At 62.6% G+C, this 19,247-nt stretch carries 18 protein-coding genes; 4 read left to right on the forward strand and 14 right to left on the reverse strand.

Translation table 11 applies throughout. The features are described 5' to 3' along the window. The first annotated feature begins 63 nt into the window (after nucleotides 1-63). On the forward strand, nucleotides 64-1,890 hold the full coding sequence (locus tag CQ007_RS07030; protein WP_105644573.1) for a hybrid sensor histidine kinase/response regulator: 1,827 nt from the start codon (nucleotides 64-66) through the stop codon (nucleotides 1,888-1,890). Here the strand turns inward: CQ007_RS07030 and CQ007_RS07035 are convergent. The 13 genes from CQ007_RS07035 to ccoN all read right to left on the reverse strand — a co-directional run bounded on the left by CQ007_RS07035 (nucleotide 1,887) and on the right by ccoN (nucleotide 13,846). Beyond that, on the reverse strand, nucleotides 1,887-2,534 hold the full coding sequence (locus CQ007_RS07035) for a response regulator transcription factor (RefSeq protein ID WP_105644575.1): 648 nt from the start codon (nucleotides 2,532-2,534) through the stop codon (nucleotides 1,887-1,889). The genes CQ007_RS07030 and CQ007_RS07035 overlap by 4 nt on opposite strands. A gap of 100 nt (nucleotides 2,535-2,634) precedes the next feature. Beyond that, nucleotides 2,635-3,831, reverse strand: coding sequence for an MFS transporter (locus tag CQ007_RS07040; protein ID WP_218278841.1), 1,197 nt, complete (start codon nucleotides 3,829-3,831; stop codon nucleotides 2,635-2,637). Nucleotides 3,832-3,835: 4 nt separating this feature from the next. Continuing rightward, the gene (locus CQ007_RS07045) at nucleotides 3,836-4,381 is read right to left on the reverse strand and encodes an adenine phosphoribosyltransferase (RefSeq protein WP_105644577.1); all 546 of its coding nucleotides are present in this window, start codon (nucleotides 4,379-4,381) and stop codon (nucleotides 3,836-3,838) included. Nucleotides 4,382-4,401: 20 nt separating this feature from the next. Continuing rightward, nucleotides 4,402-5,130 carry a fumarate/nitrate reduction transcriptional regulator Fnr gene (gene fnr, locus CQ007_RS07050; RefSeq protein WP_105644578.1) on the reverse strand — a complete coding sequence of 243 codons (729 nt, stop codon included), beginning with the start codon at nucleotides 5,128-5,130 and terminating at the stop codon, nucleotides 4,402-4,404. 84 nt (nucleotides 5,131-5,214) lie between these two features. Continuing rightward, nucleotides 5,215-5,946 (reverse strand): sulfite exporter TauE/SafE family protein, encoded by a 732-nt coding sequence (locus tag CQ007_RS07055; RefSeq protein WP_105644580.1) that lies wholly within the window; start codon nucleotides 5,944-5,946, stop codon nucleotides 5,215-5,217. Between the two features lie 2 nt (nucleotides 5,947-5,948). Beyond that, complete coding sequence (ccoS, locus tag CQ007_RS07060; protein WP_105644582.1) at nucleotides 5,949-6,179, reverse strand: cbb3-type cytochrome oxidase assembly protein CcoS; 231 nt, start codon at nucleotides 6,177-6,179, stop codon at nucleotides 5,949-5,951. Further along, nucleotides 6,176-8,641 carry a heavy metal translocating P-type ATPase gene (locus tag CQ007_RS07065; protein WP_105644584.1) on the reverse strand — a complete coding sequence of 822 codons (2,466 nt, stop codon included), beginning with the start codon at nucleotides 8,639-8,641 and terminating at the stop codon, nucleotides 6,176-6,178. The genes ccoS and CQ007_RS07065 overlap by 4 nt, the downstream gene beginning before the upstream one ends. Nucleotides 8,642-8,644: 3 nt before the next feature. Beyond that, nucleotides 8,645-9,160, reverse strand: a complete 516-nt coding sequence (locus CQ007_RS07070) for a FixH family protein (protein ID WP_158256734.1) — start codon at nucleotides 9,158-9,160, stop codon at nucleotides 8,645-8,647. 4 nt (nucleotides 9,161-9,164) lie between these two features. Next, nucleotides 9,165-10,577, reverse strand: a complete 1,413-nt coding sequence (gene ccoG, locus CQ007_RS07075) for a cytochrome c oxidase accessory protein CcoG (RefSeq protein ID WP_105644588.1) — start codon at nucleotides 10,575-10,577, stop codon at nucleotides 9,165-9,167. 136 nt (nucleotides 10,578-10,713) lie between these two features. Further along, nucleotides 10,714-11,601, reverse strand: coding sequence for a cytochrome-c oxidase, cbb3-type subunit III (ccoP, locus tag CQ007_RS07080; RefSeq protein ID WP_105644590.1), 888 nt, complete (start codon nucleotides 11,599-11,601; stop codon nucleotides 10,714-10,716). After that, on the reverse strand, nucleotides 11,598-11,789 hold the full coding sequence (locus tag CQ007_RS07085) for a cbb3-type cytochrome c oxidase subunit 3 (RefSeq protein ID WP_105644592.1): 192 nt from the start codon (nucleotides 11,787-11,789) through the stop codon (nucleotides 11,598-11,600). The genes ccoP and CQ007_RS07085 overlap by 4 nt, the downstream gene beginning before the upstream one ends. Nucleotides 11,790-11,795: 6 nt before the next feature. Further along, nucleotides 11,796-12,407: a cytochrome-c oxidase, cbb3-type subunit II gene (ccoO, locus tag CQ007_RS07090; RefSeq protein ID WP_105644594.1), complete on the reverse strand. Its 612-nt coding sequence runs from the start codon at nucleotides 12,405-12,407 to the stop codon at nucleotides 11,796-11,798. 11 nt (nucleotides 12,408-12,418) lie between these two features. Next, on the reverse strand, nucleotides 12,419-13,846 hold the full coding sequence (ccoN, locus tag CQ007_RS07095; protein WP_105644596.1) for a cytochrome-c oxidase, cbb3-type subunit I: 1,428 nt from the start codon (nucleotides 13,844-13,846) through the stop codon (nucleotides 12,419-12,421). Nucleotides 13,847-14,271: 425 nt separating this feature from the next. On the opposite strand from ccoN, the gene CQ007_RS07100 reads away from it, so the two are divergent. Beyond that, on the forward strand, nucleotides 14,272-14,889 hold the full coding sequence (locus CQ007_RS07100) for an alpha/beta family hydrolase (protein ID WP_105644598.1): 618 nt from the start codon (nucleotides 14,272-14,274) through the stop codon (nucleotides 14,887-14,889). Nucleotides 14,890-14,913: 24 nt separating this feature from the next. On the opposite strand, the gene CQ007_RS07105 is transcribed toward CQ007_RS07100, so the two are convergent. Beyond that, complete coding sequence (locus CQ007_RS07105) at nucleotides 14,914-16,614, reverse strand: methyl-accepting chemotaxis protein (protein WP_105644600.1); 1,701 nt, start codon at nucleotides 16,612-16,614, stop codon at nucleotides 14,914-14,916. Nucleotides 16,615-16,861: 247 nt separating this feature from the next. Here CQ007_RS07105 and dctP point away from each other — a divergent pair, with 247 nt between their 5' ends. Together dctP and apbC are read left to right on the forward strand one after the other, a co-directional pair. Beyond that, entirely contained in the window at nucleotides 16,862-18,043 is a 1,182-nt protein-coding gene (dctP, locus tag CQ007_RS07110) for a TRAP transporter substrate-binding protein DctP (RefSeq protein WP_158256736.1), read from the forward strand. A 78-nt stretch (nucleotides 18,044-18,121) separates the two neighbouring features. Beyond that, on the forward strand, nucleotides 18,122-19,213 hold the full coding sequence (gene apbC, locus CQ007_RS07115) for an iron-sulfur cluster carrier protein ApbC (protein WP_105645224.1): 1,092 nt from the start codon (nucleotides 18,122-18,124) through the stop codon (nucleotides 19,211-19,213). The last annotated feature ends 34 nt before the right edge of the window (nucleotides 19,214-19,247 follow it).

Genomic DNA, 19,247 nt, shown 5'->3' on the forward strand with positions numbered 1-19,247 from the left:
GGCTGGAGGCCGGGAACGGCGTAGGCTTGTGCCGGAGCGCCGAATCAGAAGGACAACAAGAAGATGATGGTCGAAGCTGCCGCTGCCCCTGACGCGCCGCTGGACGAACCAGCGCTGCTGGCCCAGCGTCATCGCCTTGGGCGCTTGCGTTTTCCCGCCTCCATGGAAGTCGGGTTCATGTCCTATCTGCATCGCAAGATGTGCAGCCGGGTATGGCCGGTGGCGGCTTCCAGCCTCGGGTTCATGTTGCTGTTCATCTGGGTGGACTATGCCTTCCTGCCCGAGTCGGTGCACTACCTGAGCATCTCGGTACGTCTGGCGGTACTGCTGCTGGTCTGCTACTGCCTGTGGTATTCCAACCGTGCCGGCAGCGTGGAACCGGGCTCGGCGTTCAATACCGCCACGCTGGGCTATGTCTGCACCGGGCTGATGGTGACCATGGTCATCCTGTTGTGCCGCCTGGAGCAGGTGAGAGTGCCGGTGACCCATGACGGTCTGTACCTGATTCTGCTGTCAGGCTCCTTCCTGCTCGGCTTGCCGGCGCGTCGCGCGGTGCTCGGGTCCTGGTTCATCGTGTTCAGCTACCTGATCGGCGAGGCTCTGCTGGGAGCATCCCGGCAGACGGTGCTGGGTACCGGGCTGTTTCTCGGTTGTTTCACCCTGATGAGTAGCATCGGTGCCTATGCCTATGAGCACATGTTGCGCAGCGCCTACCTGAACGAGCAACTGCTGCAGGCGGCGCGGGTGCGTGCTGAGCGGGAAAGCCAGGGCAAGACCCGTTTTCTGGCTACCGCCAGCCATGACCTGCGCCAGCCGCTGCATGCCATGTCGCTGTTCATCCAGCACCTGGACGAGAAGGTCGTCGAACCCGATACCCGCAAGACCATCGGCCGGCTCGCCGAGTCGGCCCAGTTGCTGCAGGCGATGCTCAATTCGTTGCTGGATATCTCCCGGCTGTCGATGGGCATGGTGCGCCCGCAACTGCGGCATATCAACCTGCATGACTGGCTGCGGCGCCTGCTCGACAGTGTCGAGGTCAGTGCCCGGCAGCGCGGTATTCAACTGCAGCTCGAATGCCCGGAGCGCTGTGCTGTGTACACCGACCCGGTATTGCTGGAACGGCTGTTGCGTAATTATCTGAACAACGCGCTGGTACATGCCGGCGCCAGCCGGGTGCAACTGCGGGTGACCGAGACCGGGGGGCAGGCGCACATCGCGGTGGTGGATGATGGCTGCGGCCTGAATCGGGACGAGCAGCAGCGGATATTCGAAGAGTTCACCCAGCTGCGCAATCCGGCGCGGACGCTGGAGAAAGGTGTCGGGTTGGGGTTATCGATCTGCCGTCAGCTGCAGCACCTGTTGGAATACCCCTCCGGGGTGGTATCCGAGCCGGGGCAGGGTGCCTGTTTCTGGGTCGAGGTGCCGCTGGGGGAATGGCAGGCGCAACCGGCGGTGGGGCTGGCACCTGGTGGCGCTGCGCTCAACGGCCGTGTGCTGTTGGTGGAGAACGATATGGTCAACCGGGAGGCGATGGATACGCTGCTGCGGCACTGGGGCTGCGAGGTGGACTGCTATGCGGATGCCGCGACATTGCTGCAGGCCGGCGCGGATGTTACCGCAGGAACCGGCCTGCTGCTCACCGACTACCATCTGGAGGGGCCGATGAATGGCCTCGAACTGGTCGCCAGCCTGCGCCAGGCTGGCCTGTATGATGGGCCAGCGGCACTGGTCACCGCCGACACCAGCAGTCCGCTGGCAGACGCAGCGCGGCAGGCTGACGTGGCGGTTATCTACAAGCCGGTACTGCCGGCACGCTTGCGCCGTACCGTGCAGTCGTTGTTGTTCGGTGCCCGACAGCCGGGGCAGGCGGCGGGAGCAGACCTGGTCTAGCTGCTACTGATCAATCCCCGTCGGCGTGCGGTGTTGACGCATTCGGTACGGTTATGGCACCCCAGGGCAGCGAACACCGCCTTCAGGTGGGTCTTGACCGTGTCCTCTGACAGCGACAGACGCTGGCAGATCACCTTGTTCGGCAGGCCCTCGGCGAGCAGATCGAGTATCTCCAGCTGGCGTGGCGTGATACCCAGCTCCCGGGCATTGGCCCGGCGATCCAGTGGCTGGTTCTCATCGGCGATCAGGACCTGTTCACCGAACAGCAGGCGCAGCGCCGCGCTGACCAGCATCGGACCATCGGCGGCCTTGCTGATGAAGCCGGCGGCGCCCAGGCGAAGGGCGGCATCCATATCGCTCGGGTTGTTGCTGCCGGTGAGAATCGCCACCGGGGTCAGCGGGTCGATGCCGCGCAGCTTCTCCAGCAATACCAGGCCGTTGCCGTCGGGCAGATGCAGATCCAGCAGGATCAGGTCATAGGTATATTGTCTGACCTGCTCCTGAGCCTCTGCGGCGGTGCGCGCATGGTCCAGGGTGATGCCCTGGCAGAGCTTGTTCAGGGTCAGGGTCAGGCCATCGAGGTAGATCTGATGATCGTCGATGAGCAGCAGGCGGGTATCCGGGGGCAGTGTGGCTATGGGCATGCCGACATTTCCTTGGCTTGTCACATCCTGAGACAGGACTGGCTTGTTGTTCTATTTGCTGATGATAGGTAAGCCAGCCGCCGACGTCCAGCCGGTTGTCCTATCGCCCGCGGCGCATATAGATGATCAGTGCCAGGTTGAGTACCAGTATCAGCAGGCTGCCGGCAACCACCGCCGGCCAGCCGGCAAACCGCCAGAACGGCGCCAGGTAATAGAGGCCGACCGCCGCGCCGAGGTAGTAGAACACCGAATACAGCGAGGAGGCGCTGGCCTTGCCATGCGCCGCATGCTGGTTGACCCAGCTGTTGGCCAGCGAATGGGTGAGGAAGAAGCCGAAAGCATTGCAGATCAACCCGGCGATGATCAGCCACAACTGATCGGTCAGGGTGACCAGGCAGCCGACCATGAACAGCAGGATACCCCAGGCCATGCCCTGGGTGGCCCGGGCGGTGCCCACACGCCCGGACAGGCTGGCCGACAGGGTGCCGGCCAGGTAGGTGAGAAACAGCAGGCCGAGACTGCCGGCGCCGAGCTGCCAGGGTTCGGCGCTCAGGCGAAAGGTGATGAAGGTGTACAGGTTGATGAACACCATGAAATTCAGTCCGCCGATCAGATAGGCGGGTAGCAGCGCGCTATTACTCAGATGGCTGGCAAAGGTGCCCAGGATGCTGCCCAGCGATAGCCGTTGCGGACGGAAGGCGCGGGCTGCAGGCAGCATCAGGGCCACGGCGAGGGTGCACAGCAGGCTGCCGGAGCCGACGATCAGGAATACCGCCTGCAGGCCGAAATGGTCGGCGATGAAGCCACCGAGCAGGCGACCGCCGGCACCGCCGATGGTATTGCCGCCGATATACAGTCCCACAGCGCTGACCAGCGCGGTACGCTGCAGGCTGTCGCCGAGGTAGGCGATGGCGGTGGCCGGCAGTACGCCCAGGGCTATACCGAGTGCCGCGCGCAGCCACACCAGGGTGGTGAAGCTGCCAGCAAAGGCCATGCCCAGGGTCAGAAGCGCAGTGACGGCCATGCCGATGATCAGGGGTGCCCGGCGGCCGAAGGCATCGGATAGCGGGCCATGCAGCAGCAGCGACAGCCCCAGGGTCAGGCTGGTCAGGGTGAAGGCGTTACTCGCCTGCAGCGTGCTGACCTGGTATTGCTGCGAGATCAGCGGCAGCAGCGGGTGGATGACGTAGAGATTGCCGAAGACCACCAGCGAAGCGAGTACCAGCGCCAGGCTGGCGCGGCGAAAAGCAGGGGTGCCCCGCGCGATCAGGTCGGGCGCGCTGGCCTCGCCGGGCATCGGGTTACTCGTTCTCTTCGAAGGCGCATAGGGTGAAGGTGGCGATCCCGGCATCCTGCATGAGACGTGATCCGCCAAGGTCCGGCAGGTCGATGATGGCAGCGGCCTCGTACACCTCGGCACCGAGCTCGCTGATCAATCGGGCGGCAGCGAGGAAGGTGCCGCCGGTGGCGATCAGGTCATCGAGCAGCAACACCTGGTCACCTTCGCTCAGGGCCTCGCGGTGCACTTCGATATGGGCTTCGCCGTATTCGGTATTGTAGGCGGCGCTGATGCAGTCGGCGGGCAGCTTGCCGGCCTTGCGAAACAGTACCAGGGGCTTGTTCAACTCGTAAGCCAGCACCGCGCCGATCAGGAAACCGCGGGCATCGATGGCACCGATATGGGTCACCGGTGATTCGACGTAGCGCTGGATCAGGCTGTCGGCGACCATGCGTACCGCACGGGGGGACTGGTACAGCGGGGTGATGTCGCGGAAGGTGACACCTTCCCGGGGGAAGCCCGGAACCGGTCGGATCAGCGACTTGATCGTGAATTCATCAAATATCATGGATAGCGGTTCCTTGGTCTTCAGTCATTCTGGCCGCCGGCCAGGGCACATAGCTGAATATAGTCGACGATCTCGATCTGCTTGCCGTCGGCCAGGATCAGGCCCTGCTGCTGGAAGCGGGTGAATACCCGCGACACGGTTTCCACCGCCAGCCCCAGGTAGTTACCGATCTCATTGCGCGACATGGAGAGGCGGAAGGCCTTGGCCGAATAGCCGCGTGCACGAAAGCGTGCCGACAGGTTGATCAGCAAGGTGGCGATGCGCTGGTCGGCATTCTTGCGCGACAGCAACAGCATCATATCCTGATCCTCACGCAGCTCCCGGCTCATCAGTCGCATCAACTGTTTGCGCAGTTGCGGCAATACCGCAGTCAGCTCATCCAGGGTATCGAAGGGGATCTCGCACACCGAGGTGGTTTCCAGGGCCACGGCGGTAACCGTATATTGACCGCTATCCATGCCCGACATGCCGATCAGCTCGCCGGCCAGATGAAAGCCGGTGATCTGCTCATCGCCCTCGTCGGACAGGCTGTAGGTCTTTATCGCGCCGCTGCGCAGGGCGAAGATCGAACTGAACGCGTCACCCTGGCGAAACAGCACCTCGCCTTTCTTCAATGGGCGGCCGCGCTTGACGATGCGGTCGAGCGCTTCCATTTCATCGGCATGCAGAGAGATAGGCAGACACATACAAGCCAGGCTGCAGTCCTTGCAGTGCGCCTCGCGGTGAAGCAAAGGTGTGGCATTGGGCATGACGGTTTCAATCCTCAGTGTCGACGGCGAGCGGCCGAAATGGCTATACGTCGGATAAACCGTGATTCTATCATCGGTTGGCGATCAATGCCCGGAATGAGGCGTTGCAGGATGCTCATGGGTACCATGCTGGCCGCCCATGACCCAGGCGGTGTGCGGGCCGGGGATGGTCCAGATGCCGAACAGGATGATCATCAGGCCGGCGGTGATGCGTACCAGGCGTTTTCTCAACAGCGCCATCATGCGGTTGGCCAGCAGCCCGGTGGCCAGCAGGGTCGGTAGCGTGCCGAGGCCGAAGGTCGCCATCAGGCCGGCGGACAATACCGCATCGCCCTGGCTGCTGGCCCAGACCAGGGTACTGTAGACCAGGCCGCAGGGCAGCCAGCCCCATAGTGAGCCGAGCAGGATTGCCTGTGGCAGCCGGGTCACCGGGAGCAGCTTGCGGGCGCGGGGCTCGATGTGTTTCCACAGCCCCCGCCCGAGACGTTCGATGCGGGTCAGCCCTGCCCACCAGTTGGCCAGATACAGGCCCATGGCGATCATCAGCAGGCCGGCCAGCACGCGCAGGCCCTGACCCAGGCCCAGATCCTGGATCAGCCAGCCGAGACTGCCGAGCAGGGCGCCGGCCACGCTATAGCTGGCGATGCGCCCGAAGTTGTAGCCCAGCAGCACCCGCCACAGGGGCCAGCCCTGGCGCTGATCGGCGGGGATGGCCAGGGTCAGCGCGCCCATCAGCCCACCGCACATACCGATGCAATGGCCGCCGCCAAGCAGGCCCAGGGCCAGGGCGGTGAGAAACAGTGGCAGCAGTTCCATGCTCAGGCTTTGGGCTCCTGGTCATTCGGCGACTGCTGGCGGTCATCGGGCTTTGATTGTTCTGTCCGTTGCTGTGCCTCGAGGTGAGCCGGGTCTTCCTCATCGAACAGAATGCTGTGGGCCGGGCTGTCCAGGTCGTCGTACTGGCCACTATTGACCGCCCAGTTGAACACCAGGATGGCGAGGATCACCAGTACGATGGCCACCGGAACCAGGATATAGAGTACGGTCATGGGCTGTGCTCCAGAATGGGGGCGGGCTGCGGTGCACTGCGTGGGCGCCGGGTATGCTGGGGCAGGCGACTCAGGCGCAGTGCGTTGAGTACCACCAGCAGTGAGCTGGCGGACATGCCGGCTGCAGCCAGTGCCGGGGTGACCAGACCGAGTGCCGCCAGGGGTAGTGCCCCCAGATTATAGGCGCTGGCCCAGAACAGGTTCTGCAGCATGATGCGCCGGGTGCGCCGGGCGACCACGAAGGCGTCGCTCAGCACCTGCAGTTGGCTGCTGAGTAGTACCGCATCGGCGCTGGTCTTGGCCAGGTCGGAGGCTTCGCCCATGGCGATGGAAATATTGGCACTGGCCAGTACCGGCACGTCGTTGACGCCATCACCGAGCATCAGCACCGTCGCACCTGCGGCCTGCTGTTGCTGGACGAAGGCCAGCTTGTCCGCCGGCGTGGCATTGCCGATTGCCTCGGCGATGCCCAGCTCGCCCGCCATGCGCTCGACCACCGGTGTGTGATCGCCGGACAGCAGCACCACACGCAGGCCGCGCGCCTTGAGCGACTGGATAAGCTGCGGCGCATCCCGGCGCAGCCGGTCATTGAGGACGAACCAGGCCAGCGGCCCCTGTGCATCGCCCAGCAGCAGCCATTGTCCGGGCTCTGCGGGGATAGCGGGGGCATCCCAACTGCCCAGTTGGGCCACGTATCCAGGCTTGCCGATACGCAGCAGGCGCCCTTCACAGAGGCCTTCCAGCCCCAGCCCCGGGTGGCTGGTGACCGAGTCAGCCTGCCGCGCACTGCGCCCGAAGGCGCGGGCGATGGGATGCTCGGAATGCGACTCGATCGCCCGCGCCAGTTCCAGTACGTGATCGGGATCCTGGCCGGCAAATGGCTGGATGCGCTCCAGGGTCATGCGGCCTTCGGTCAAGGTGCCGGTCTTGTCGAGAATCACCGTGTCGACCTTGTTCAGGCCCTCCAGCACATGCCCGCGGGTGATCAGCAGACCGAGCTTGTGCAGACTGCCGGTGGCGGTGGTCAGCGCGGTGGGCGTGGCCAGTGACAGTGCGCAGGGGCAGGCGGCCACCAACATGGCGATGATGATCCAGAAGGCCTTGTCGCCGCTGACCAGCCACCACCAGGCGGCACCGACCACGACGATCGCCAGCAGCACGGTGAGCAGGAAGTACTGTGCGACGCGGTCGGCCAGATGAGCCAGGCGCGGCTTGTCCGACTGGGCGCGGTCCAGCAACCGGACAATGGCGGACAGGCGAGTCTGCTCGCCGATCGCGCTGACCTGGATCTGCAATGGACCTTCCACGTTCAGCGTGCCGGCGGTGACCCGGTCGCCGAGTTGCTTGGTCAGTGGCAGGTATTCCCCGGAGAGCGCCGATTCGTCGACGCTGCTGACGCCACGGGTGATGATGCCATCGGCGGGAATGCTTTCCCCGGGCTTGACCTCCAGCAGATCGCCGGTGCGTACCTCGTCGAGCATGATGCGCTGGGTCCGCCCTTGGTCATCCACCCGCAGGGTGCTCGGCGGCAGCAGGTTGACCAGTTTGGCGGTGCTTTCCACCGTTCGCTGGCGCGCCCGGCGCTCCAGATAGCGGCCGGCCAGCAGGAAGAAGGCGAACATCACTACCGAGTCGAAATACACTTCACCGGAATTGGTCAGGGTGGCCCAGATGCCGGCCAGATAGGTGGCGCCAATGGCCAGGGAGACCGAGACATCCATGCTCAGCCGGCGGTTCTTCAGATCGCGCCAGCCGCCGCGGAAGAACGGGATGCAGCTGTACAGCACCACTGGCGTGGTCATCAGCAGCGCTGCCCAGCGCAGGGTGACGGCCATTTCCGGGGTCAGGTCCTGGTTGAAGCCGTCCCATAGCGCCATGGTGGCCATCATAACCTGCATGAACATCAGGCCGGCCAACCCCAGGCGGCGCAGGTAGCGGCGGTTCTCCTGGGCGATCTGTGCGCTGGCCTGGTCCGGCTCGTAGGGATGCGCGGCATAGCCGATGCGCTTGAGCTCGGCCAGCAGCGCGGACAGCTTGGTGTCGGTGCTGTCCCAACTGAGGGTAAGCCGGTTGTTGCCCAGGTTGAGGATGGCCTCGGCTACCCCGGGCATCTGCCGCAGGCGCTTTTCGATCAGCCAGCCACAGGCGGCGCAGCTAATGCCTTCGATGAGCAACTGGATATGTTGCTGATCACCCTCGCTGCGTACATAGCGCTGCTGCACATCGCTGCGGTCGAGCATCTCCAGTTCGTCCTGCAGCGCCTGTGGCAGGGCTTCGGGATTGATCGAGTTTTCCGTGCGGTGGGAATAGTAGGATTCCAGCCCGCCGGCGATGATCGCCTCGGCCACGGCCTGACAGCCGGGACAGCACATGGCGCGCTGCTGGCCGAGGATGCTGACGCACCACGAGGAGCCGGCAGGAACCGGCTCGCCGCAGTGATAGCAGGGAGTGGGGTGGGCCATGGCTCAGCGGGCGGAAAGCTGGTGCTGTTGCCCCATGACCAGGGTTATTTCGCCGGTCAGGCGCCAGCCGTCTTCAGCCGGCAGCGCCGGATCGCTCAGGTCGATGTAGTGTCGACCCCGGATGCTGTGCTCCAGCTGGCCGGTGTAGTGGTTGCCGGAAATCTGCGTCAGCTCCACGCTGCGGTCGCGCTCGGCGTGGGTCGGGGAGATGATCTCCAGCAGCAGTCGGGGCGGCGGTTGATCCAGCTTGCCATCCAGCTGCAGGCTGACGTCGCCGGTCAGCTCATCGACGCTGAACTGCGCCGCCAGATCCAGTTCCCGTGCGCGGTGGTCGCGCCCCATGTGCATGTTGATGGCGCGACCTTCCTTGTAGTAATTGTCACGCACCATGCTGTCCGGGTTGAGCAGCGAGACGTACAGCAGGCCCAGGCCGATGACGACGGCAAATACCAGGATGCTGATCAGGAACCAGGGCCAGAACTGCTTGTACCAGGGTGGAATGTTCTCGTCGTGTTGCATGAAATTACCTGATTGTAGGGCCCATGAAACGGCTTTCGGACTGGGCCGAGATGCCGGTGTCATCCGCTGCGGTGACGATGAAGGTGATGGGCATGTTGGTGCCTTGCATGAACGCTGGGTCCAGCTGTACGTTGACCGGGACCTGCAGCAGGCTGCTCGGCTCTACGGTCAGGCGGCCCGCGCTCATCTGCAGTTGCAGTTCCGGATGGCCTTCCACGCTCAGGTCGAAGGTGCGGGTCTGCTGGCCCTTGTTCATGACCTTGATTATGTACACGTTTTCGATATGGCCGCCACGGGCTTCACGATACAGGACATTTCGATCGCGCTGTACGTCCAGACTGACCTGGGCCAGGTTGCCGATGGTGAAGATGAACATGCCGATCATGATCGCCAGGGCTGCACCATAGCCGATCAGGCGTGGACGCAGGATGCGGGTCTTCTGTCCGGCCAGATTGTGCTCGGTGGTGTAGCGGATCAGGCCGCGCGGGTAGTTCATCTTGTCCATGATGTCGTCACAGGCATCGATACAGGCGGCACACTGGATGCACTCGTGCTGCAGGCCATCACGGATGTCGATACCGGTGGGGCAGACCTGAACGCACATGGTGCAGTCGATGCAGTCGCCCAGGCCGAGTGCGGCCGGGTCGGCGCCTTTCTTGCGCGGGCCACGGTTCTCGCCGCGGGTGTAGTCATAGGTGACCACCATGGTGTCCTTGTCGAACATCACGCTCTGGAAGCGTGCATAAGGGCACATGTAGAAGCACACCTGCTCGCGCAGCCAGCCGGCATTGATATAGGTGGCGGCGGTGAAGAAGAAGATCCAGAACGCCGCCCAGCCATTCAGATGCAGGGTAGCCAGGTCCACCACCAGACCGCGGATAGGCGTGAAATAGCCGACGAAGGTCAGCGCCGTGACCAGTGATACGGCAATCCACAGGGCATGCTTGGCGCTGCGCCGGGCCAGTTTGTTGATGCTCATCGGCGCCGCGTCGAGCTTGATACGGGCATTGCGCTCACCCTCGGTGACGCGCTCGGCCCACATGAATATCCAGGTCCATACAGTTTGCGGGCAGGTGTAGCCGCACCACACGCGACCAGCGAAGGTAGTGATGAAGAACAGGCCGAAGGCGCAGATGATCAGCAGGAAGGACAACAGAAAGAAGTCCTGCGGCTGGAAGGTGGCACCGAAGATATGGAACTGGCGGGCAGGAAGATCCCACAGCACCGCCTGACGGCCATCGACGTTCAGCCACACTGTTCCGAAGAACAGCAGAAACAGCGCTGCCACACCTGCCAGGCGGATGTTCTTGAAAAAGCCCTGATACGAGCGCGGGTGAATATTCTCGCGCTTGGCATACAGGTCAATGGTTTCTATCTTTTCCGTGGATACGTCTTTAACGGGTATTTTCTCGCTCATATCAGGCTGGCCATATCGTTATAAGAAGGGACGCCTGGCCAGAGCAGTGCTGGTCAGGGGGGTAATGCGACTCCGCCCGATCAGGATAACCTGACCGGGCGGAGCGTACCATGCGACAGGACGTCACGTGGGGGTGTTACTTGTCTTCCAGGGAAAGACTGTAAACGTAGGCGGCAAGCATGTGCAGCTTGTCGTCACCCAGGTGAGCCTGGGCTGGCATGTTGCCGTTACGGCCGGCACGAATGGTGTGCTGGACCTGCAGCATGCTGGAGCCATACAGCCATACGTCGTCGGTCAGGTTGGGTGCGCCCAGCAGCGGGTTACCCTTGCCGTCCGGGCCGTGGCAGGCGACACAGTTGGTGTTGAACACCTGCTTGCCGGCTTCCAGGTCGACACCCTCGGACTCCAGGCCTGCCAGGTGGCGTACATAACCTGCAGTGTTGCGCACGCCTTCCTCGCCGATCACTGCCAGCCACGCGGGCATGGCAGCCTGACGACCCTGGCGCAGGGTGGTCATGATCTGCTCGGGCTCGCCACCCCAGATCCAATCGTTGTCGGTCAGGTTCGGAAAGCCGAAGGCGCCACGGGCATCGGAACCGTGACATACCGAGCAGTTGGTGGCGAACAGGCGTTGACCAATGCGGCGTGCCTCTTCATCCCGCGCCACGTCGGCGATCGACATCTCGCTGTAGTTGGCGAAGATCGGTGCGAACTGCGCCTCGGCGCGTGTCACTTCACGCTCGTACTGGTTGACCTGGGTCCAGCCCAGCACGCCCGGGAACTTACCCATGCCCGGATACAGGATCAGGTAGATCACGCTGAATACCAGGGTGGCGATGAACAGCATGAACCACCAGCGCGGCAGCGGGTTGTCATACTCTTCGATGCCGTCATAGTTGTGGCCGGTTGTCTCGGTAGTCTGGTCGACCTGCTGACCCTTGCGTGTGGCGAACAGCAGCCAGGTGATCAGGACGAGGAAGACGACAGTGAGGGCAATGATGTACCCACTCCAGAAATTACTCATTTTTCATTACTCCGGGTGTCTTTCTGCTGCTCACACGTTTTCTGGTCTTCATCATCGTCGGCGAAGGGCAACTGCGCTGCTTCATCAAAATCCTTCTTCTTGTATGAGCTGTAGGCCCATATCACGACGCCGATAAAGGCCACCATGGCGAAGATGGTGGCGATGCCGCGGAGAGTGTTGATATCCATTGGTAGTTACCGGCGGTCGGAGATGACAGTGCCCAGGTGCTGCAGATAGGCAATCAGGGCATCGATTTCAGCTACGCCCTTGACGGCTTCTGTGGCGCCGGCAATGTCTTCATCGGTGTATGGGACGCCCAGCTTGCGCATGACTTCCATTTTCCGGGCGGTATGCTTGCCAGTCAGCACGTTTTCCTGCAACCAGGGATAGGACGGCATCTTCGACTCGGGCACTACGTCACGCGGGTTGATCAGGTGAGCGCGGTGCCAGTCGTCGGAGTAGCGCTCGCCGACACGGGCCAGGTCCGGACCAGTACGCTTGGAGCCCCACAGGAAGGGGTGTTCCCAGACGCTTTCGCCGGCGACGGAGTAATGGCCGTAGCGCTCGGTTTCCGAGCGGAACGGACGGATCATTTGCGAGTGGCAGCTGACGCAGCCTTCACGGATGTAGATGTCACGGCCTTCCAGCTCCACCGCGGTGTAGGGACGCAGGCCCTCCACCGGCTGGGTGGTTTCGTCCTGGAAGAACAGCGGGACGATCTGGGTCAGGCCGCCGAAGCTGATCGCGATCACGATCAGCACGATCATCAGGCCTATGTTCTTTTCAACAATCTCATGTTGTCTCATCAATCAAATCCTCAGGCGATCTGGGCTGCAGACTGGGCTTCGGCCGGCTTCGAGGCACTGATGGTGCGCCAGCTGTTGTAGGCCATCAGCAGCATGCCGATCAGGAAGAACAGGCCGCCGATCCAGCGAACGATGAAGCCCGGGTGGCTGGCTTCCAGCGCTTCGACGAAGGAGTAGGTCAGGGTGCCGTCGACGTTCACTGCGCGCCACATCAGACCCTGGGTGATGCCGTTGACCCACATGGAGACGATGTACAGTACGGTACCGATGGTCGCCAGCCAGAAGTGGGCGTTGATCAGGCCAGTGCTGTACATCTGCTCGCGGCCGAACACCTTTGGCAGCATGTGGTAGATGGCGCCGATGGAAATCATGGCAACCCAGCCCAGAGCGCCGGCGTGTACGTGACCGATGGTCCAGTCGGTGTAGTGCGACAGGGCGTTGACGGTCTTGATCGCCATCATCGGGCCTTCGAAGGTGGACATGCCGTAGAACGCCAGGGCCACTACCAGGAAGCGCAGGATCGGGTCGGTGCGCAGTTTGTGCCAGGCGCCGGACAGGGTCATCATCCCGTTGATCATGCCACCCCAGGAAGGTGCCAGCAGGATCAGCGACATCACCATGCCGAGGGTCTGAGCCCAGTCAGGCAGGGCGGTGTAGTGCAGGTGGTGCGGGCCGGCCCAGATGTACAGGCCGATCAGCGCCCAGAAGTGCACGATCGACAGACGATAGGAATACACCGGACGGTCGGTCTGCTTGGGCACGAAGTAGTACATCATGCCGAGGAAGCCGGCGGTCAGGAAGAAGCCTACCGCGTTGTGGCCATACCACCACTGGATCATCGCATCGGTCGCACCGGCGTAGATGGAATAGGACTTCCACATGCTGACCGGCATTTCCAGGTTGTTGATGATGTGCAGCACGGCGATGGTGATGATGAAGGCACCGTAGAACCAGTTGGCTACGTAGATGTGCTTCATCTTGCGCTTGACGATGGTGCCGAAGAACACCACGGCATAGGCTACCCACACCACTGTGATCAGGATGTCGATCGGCCACTCCAGCTCCGCATACTCCTTGGTGCTGGTATAGCCGAGCGGCAGGGTGATCACGGCAAGCACGATGACGGCCTGCCAACCCCAGAACACGAAAGCCGCCAGGCGGTCGGAGAACAGGCGCGCCTGGGTAGTGCGCTGCACCACGTAGAACGAGGTGCCCATCAGCGCACAACCGCCGAAGGCAAAGATGACCGCGTTGGTGTGCAGCGGGCGCAGGCGTCCGAAGCTGGTCCAGGGCAGGTCAAAGTTAAGGGCTGGCCAGACCAGCTGGGCGGCAATGAAGACACCTAGAGCCATGCCAATGATACCCCAGACCACCGTCATGACGGCGAACTGACGTACCACCTTATAGTTATAGGCTGTCGGAGTGGTAGCTGTGCTCATGCGAGAGATTCCACGGATAGCAAAGGTTAAAGGGGGTCAAAGCGGCGGCAGTATGAGGAATGCCCGTATTGTTTGCAATGACACATGTCAACGTAATGGCCAGTGGCCGGGAGGGTCGGGCGAAGGGTTTCGGCGGTTAGAGCGTATGGTTGGGGAAAGGAAATCGCCGGTAAAAGCGCCCGCAACAATACACCTCCGCGTCTGCTCCGTCAGGCCTTCCCGGGGGCCGGGGCGATACCCATCCCAGGCCGGATTACCGGGGAGCAAAGGATAAGCCCAGGGGTCGGAGCTGTGAAGGGATGGTTCCGCCACCGCGCTGTGGCATGATGTCGCACATGCCCGAAATCAAGGCGCCGGACCAAAAAAGCTGGTCCATAAAAAATGATCCGGACTGACCAGCGGCACTGTTACCAGGAGTGAAGCGCATGACCCCATCCTTTCTTGAAACGTCCCCTGGCGGACCGGACGCGGCGACCCTGTTGCTGGCTCACGGTGCCGGAGCGCCAATGGACAGCGATTACCTCGATTTGCTGGCCGAGGCGCTGGCGGCACAAGGTATAAAGGTGCTGCGTTTCGAGTTCCCCTATATGGCCTCCCGCCGGGAGTCGGGCGGCAAACGCCCGCCCAACCCCATGCCGGTGTTGCAGGACAGTTTTCGGCTGCATTATCAGGCATTGTCCGGGCCGCTGTTCATCGGCGGCAAGTCGATGGGTGGGCGAGTCGCCAGCCTGCTGGCTGACGAACTGGGTGCCGCTGGCCTGATCTGTTTTGGTTATCCCTTTCATCCGCCGGGCAAACCGGACAAGCCGCGTACCGCGCACCTGGCGCAGTTGCGCACTCCGACGCTGATCCTGCAGGGGACCCGTGACCCCTTCGGCAAGCCTGAAGAGGTCGAGGGTTATGAGCTGTCCGAGCAGATCCAGGTGAATTGGCTGGCGTCCGGCGACCATGACTTCAAACCATTGAAGAGCAGCGGCATGGACCAGTTGCAACTGATCGGGCAGGCAGCGCACCGGGCGGCGACTTTCATGCGCCGCCCATGAGCCCTGGTGCGATGGTCTGGCTCATCATGATTGCAGTCCCAGTGCTGCGGGCAGTATCCCTGCGGTCAGGGTGCCCCAGCGCCGGCCGTTGAGCATCAGCGGGACGAACTGCACGAAGATCGGCCGACCATTCGGCAGGATGAAGGTACCCATGCTGATGTAGGTGCACTTGCGCAGGTTCTCCAGTTCCACCGGGTTGTCGATGGTGAAGCGCATATGGGTGCTGCGCATGCTGTCCATGCGTGGGTCGCCGCTCAGCGGCTGCGAGGCGGCGGTGCGGGCGGCAGCCATATAGCTGCGGTCGTCGATGGCGGTCATATAGAGGATGCCATCCTTGCTGCCGCAGTCCCATGCGTCCAGCAGCGGTTGCACGAGTTCGCGGAAGGGGTCGGTCCAGCTGACCCGGTGCTTGCCCGGCTGCTCGGCGATGGCCTGGTAGTGGCGGTCGAACATGTCCAGGCCGCGCCGGTCGAGTTCCTCCAGCACGGCTTCCAGTTCGGCACGACGGCCCAGCAGTATGTCGCTGATCTGCTCCAGGCGGCCCTCGCCCAGTCGGAACAGGCTCAGTGTCTGCAGCACCAGGTTGCTGTCATCGCGCTGGTGGTCAGCAAGCACGAAATTCTGCGCCATGTTGTTGCTGATGCTCAGGCTGCTGTCGCGGATGGCGCTGCTGTGCTGATGGGTTTCCTGATTACCTACCGATAGCTGTTCCAGTGCACTACTGACCATCAGCAGGTCGTCGTTGGTCAGCTGAAAGTCCTCGACCATCTGGCCGAACTGCTCGGCTGCCACGCGTACCGCTTGACCCGCGTCATCGGAATGCTGCTGCATATGCCGGGTCTGCTGCTCGGCACCGGTCATGGCGCCGAGCATCTGCTCCATCAGCTGGTCGATCTGGTCGGCCGCATCGCCAACCTGGATCGACAGGCTACGTACCTCATCGGCGACCACCGCGAACCCGCGACCCTGCTCGCCGGCCCTGGCGGCCTCGATCGCTGCGTTCAGCGCCAGCATATTGGTCTGCGCAGAAAAATTCTGCACCGTGGTGAGTATCGTGCGGATCTGTGCCGAACTGGCGTCCAGTGCCGCGATATTGCCCTTGAAGCTGGCCATCGCCTCGCTGATCTGCTGCATGCGGTCGCAGGCCTCGGTCAGTTGCATCTGCGAGGCCCTGGCGCCATCCAGGTTGCGCGCGGTCATCCCGGTGATGTTGCTGGTACGGGCGGAAATATCCTGCAGTGCACTGCTGGTCTGGTCGCTGGCCTGGAAAATCAGCTCGGACAGTTGCTGTTGCACCTTTGCCTCGTTTTCCGTGCGTTCGGCCAGAACCCGGTTCTTCGCCGACGCCAGCGCAATACTCAGGCTCTGCTGCTGCAATTCGAGCAGCATGTTGCGCAGGCGACCACTGAAACCGGCGAACGCGTGGCTGCTGGCGCAGTCAGCATGTTCGGCTGTTGCTGATAGATCGATCTGCAAGGCATTGGCCTGATCGAGTCGCGTGAGCAGTGATGAGGCCTGTGGTTGCTGGCAGGTCAGCAGCCACACCAGCAGCAGCGAGACGGTGCTCAGCACCACTGCCAGCAGCTGGACCAGGCCGCTACTCTGCCACAGCAACAGCGCGCCCAGCATGAGGACGGTCAGAGACAATGCCGCGCCTCCGGCAGGCAGGGCCGGCAGCCTGACGGGAGTGATTCGAGAGGAGGTGGGGGTAGAAATATCCTGCATGGTTCCCTCGGTGCCCCTGTGTGGAGCGTTATAATTGTTTGCATCCACGAGAACGATGACTGCTTCTCAACCTATGCTATCGGCAGCCTTAATTTGGACAATAGTCTGGTTTTGCTGCTGAGCACTTCCGACCGGGCGACATTATTATCGCGAATATCGGGTGATTACATTGTCCATAACATGGACACAGTCCCATCCTGTGTTACTTTTTATTATGTTTATCAGGACAATGTGCGAGGACAGTTCCATGATATGGCGTAATGCTCTGGTAGGTGCTGCCGCTCTGGTGCTTGCGGCCTGTGGTGATAACGAACAGCAGAAGGCGCAAACCCTGGCCGATGAACAGCCGGCCACCGGTCAGGTGGAAATCTGGCGCTTCGCCCTGGAAGAGGGTGACGACAGCCTCCAGTACGAGTACGCCAACCGCTTCGCCGAGATCATCAGCCAGAAGACCGCCGGCGAAGTCGAAGTGCGCCTGTTCCCCTATGGCCGGCTTGGCAGTCTCGGCGAGATCCAGGCCCAGCTACAGGATGGGTCGCTGCAACTGGCACTCGCCTCGGATGTCCTGACCGAGGTGGTTCCCGAGTCGCAGCTGTTCAGCCTGGGGTTTGCCCTGAGCGAGGATGAGCAGAGCAATACACGCATATTGAATGACGACGGGTTTCGCAAGCACCACGATCTGGTCGATGCCTACCGTGAGCACGAGCTGCAGCCTCTGGCACTGGTGCCCGAGGGTTGGCTGGTGTGGACGGCGAACCGACCGGTCCGCACTCCCGAGGATCTTGCCGGCCTGAGCCTGGGCATGGCCGACAACCCGGTGCTGCGCGAGACCTACAGTGCCTACGGCGCCAACCCGGTGACCATGACGGGCGAGGAAGTAGCCGAGGCGCTGCAGACGGACCAGGTCGATGGCAGTGTGCAGACCCTGTCCAGGCTGCAGCAGGCGGGATGGCCGCAATCACAGGACTATCTGATCCTGGCCCGGCAGGGGCAGCACATCGCCACTCTGGTCGCGCAGGGCGACTGGTATGACAATCTGTCCGACGACCATGAGCAGGCCATCGAGGAGACGGTGGCGGAGTTGGTGCCTTATATCCATGAACGCCAGGCCTCAACCAATGCCAAGTGGCTGGAGGCCATCGGGCAAAGCGCTGATGTGGAGATCATCCATCTCACCGCCGAGCAGCGTGCGGCCTTCCAGGATCGCGGCCTGCCGATGCGCGAGTGGCTCATGGACAGTGCCGGAGCCCGCGGGGGACGCCTGCTGACCCTGTTGCAGCAGCATATGGAGGAAGGACCCGCCGAGCAGGAGCCGATAGCACCGACCGATACTACTCACTCCATTGAAACGCGCACCTCGCCGGTGACCGGTGAAGGGGACCAGACCAGGAACGCCAGCGATGACGCTGCGGAATCGGTAACTCCCTGAAATAGCAGTACCTGGCGTGGTCAATCGGCAGCGCAGGCAGTAGCATGAAGGGGATTTCGTTTCCATTGGATGCATACCATGACCCAGATTGACCGCACCGCTGTAGAACAGGCCCTGGCCAGTTATCAGGATCCTTACCTCAAGACCGACCTCCTCGCCGCTGGTTGCCTGCGCTCGTTGCAGATCGATGGTGGCCGGGTCAGTGTCGATATCGTCCTGGGATATGCGGCGGGCAATATCGTCAGTGGTATTGCGCAGATGCTGACCGTGGCGGTGGAGAACGTGGCGGGGGTCGAGGCGGCCACGGTGCAGGTGGGTTGGGAAGTTCACGCCGCTCCCATCCAGGGCAGCATTCCGGCCCTGGCCAATGTCAAGAACATCATCGCCGTCGCTTCCGGCAAGGGCGGGGTAGGCAAGTCCACCACCGCGGTCAACCTCGCCCTGGCGCTGTCCCGCGAAGGGGCGCGCGTCGGTGTGCTGGATGCGGATATCTATGGTCCGAGCATGGGCCTGATGCTCGGCCTGCCCGCGGGTACCCGGCCGCAGGTGCGGGAGCAGAAATGGTTCGTTGCACCGCAGGCCCATGGCGTGCAGGTGATGTCCATGGCTTTTCTCGCCGATGACAACACACCCATGGCCTGGCGCGGGCCCATGGTCTCCGGGGCGCTGATGCAGTTGCTGACGCAGACCGCCTGGGACGAGCTGGATTACCTGGTGATCGACATGCCACCGGGCACCGGCGACATCCAATTGACGCTGGCGCAGAAGGTGCCGGTCACCGGCTCAGTGATCGTTACCACGCCGCAGGATATCGCCTTGCTGGATGCGCGCAAGGGCATCGAGATGTTTCGCAAGGTCAATATTCCGGTGCTGGGCGTGGTGGAGAACATGGCGGTGCACATCTGTTCCAATTGCGGCCACGTCGAACACCTGTTCGGTGAAGGCGGCGGCACGCGACTGTCGGACGAATACGGGGTGGACCTGCTGGGCTCCATGCCACTATCCCTGATGATTCGCGAGCAGGCCGATGGCGGCAAGCCGACAGTGATTGCCGAGCCCGAATGCCAGATCAGCCTGCTCTACCAGGATATGGCGCGTCATGTCGGGGCACGGATCGCAGGCCAGGCCAACCAGACCGCGATGCCCGAGATCAGTATCAGCGACGATTGAAGCATTGCGCTACGCCGGTGGTGCGACGACCACC

The organism is Pseudomonas sp. MYb185 (genome assembly GCF_002979975.1).
Taxonomy (GTDB): Bacteria; Pseudomonadota; Gammaproteobacteria; order Pseudomonadales; family Pseudomonadaceae; genus Halopseudomonas.